We start from the raw sequence: 1,443 nt of genomic DNA, 5'->3' as shown, positions 1-1,443 counted from the left end.
CATAGCCAGCCCGCCCACTTCAGAGACTTGTTCAATGCCGCTGTGGTAGGCATATCGGCCGGTTCGGTCAGGATCAACACCGTAGCGTTCCAGCCAGTGCTGGAAAGGTGTGAGCATTCTGTGGCTGTAATCGCCCCTGTTGGTCAGATCCAGAAGATAGAGGAAGGCCATGTTTGAGAAGGACAATTTGGCAGCCTCCGGGGCAGTATGGGCCACCAGCAGAGGTCGGTAGTTGGTGAAGTACCAGGTGACCGCCTGTATCAGGGAGGCTAAAGGCTTGGCCCAGTAATCATTGAGCTGTTGCTCAACCGCTGCGGCATGAGCCTGCATTAATGTGTCATGGATCGCCTGGATCAGCTCTGATTCAGACAGGCCTGCGGCATTGGCATAAGGTGTCAGGGTGTCCTGAACATGGGTCAGGAATGCTGCCGTTCTGCGGCCATTTTCAAAGGCAATATCGTCAAGAACGTAGTTGGCGATGATCGCAGCGGCGTAGTCTTTCATGCCGGCAACAGACTCTTTCATACCCGCGGGGTTGGTGGTGGTCAAGGTCACAGGATTAAAGGCACTCTGCATGAATTCCTTAATACCCTCGTCGGACAGCATCTGGACGACCTTCTTGAACTCAGGCAGCTTGATGCCATGTTTATAACCAAGGAAGTGTTCAAATTCATCCACTGTCTGATAATCGTTGATACCTCTGAAGGACTTCATGTAGTGCTCAAGTTCAATCTTGCTGATCAGACCTTCGCGCAGCAGAGCGATAATCTTTTTAGCACTGGCAGAATGGGTAGCGAAGTAGTCTGAGAAGCTTTTCAGATTCCCTGGTTCATGCTCGATGTGGTGAATGGCTGCTGCACCCATGCCGTGTATTTCGTCGTCGTATTGTTGAGCCCCCGTTTTCAGCTCATTTCTGGCCATTATTTTCAGCTTATCGATAGTTTGCAATACATTCAGAGGCTGATGTTCTATAGGCTCGGAAGGGAGGTCCGGGAAGGTCGTCTTCAGGTTCCTGAAGACTTCCACGATCCGACTGGCCTGATCAAACGCCAGACCATCTCCTGTCAATGCCCGCAGGCGGACCGGTGCGAATTCATCGTCAAAATCGAAAAAGTTAGAGTCCTGTATAAACTTACCGCTTTCTGTTGCTAATTCTGCCAGACCCAGTGAGGCTTCCAGAGCTTGTTTTTTGAGAGAATGCTGCTGCGTGAATTTGTGGATAGCGTCCAGAACTTCTGCTTGTTTTGGCGAGTACTGGAAGGGGCTGTCATCATTCACAACAGCTTGCCTGGCAGCCCTCAGAGCTTCGGTCCTTGTCGCCATGGATACTTCCCGGATTTCAATCTGATATTCCAGACGGGCCTGATCACGAAACAGTTGCCCGATCCTGCCGCCAGTACCATCATCACCGCCCAGTTGTACCTGTTTGTTTCTCAGGGCATT

Annotated in this window: 1 protein-coding gene; it reads right to left on the bottom strand. The window is 51.2% G+C overall.

The window, feature by feature from the left end; genetic code table 11:
* Window positions 1-1,443, bottom strand: a 1,443-nt coding sequence (locus KDK18_RS10295; protein ID WP_257254813.1) for a hypothetical protein, incomplete at both ends; no start/stop codon positions are given.

The sequence above is a fragment of the Endozoicomonas sp. SESOKO3 genome, assembly GCF_024606255.1.
Note: the sequence above shows the minus strand (reverse complement) of the source record. Positions and strands in the feature narration are given on the sequence as shown.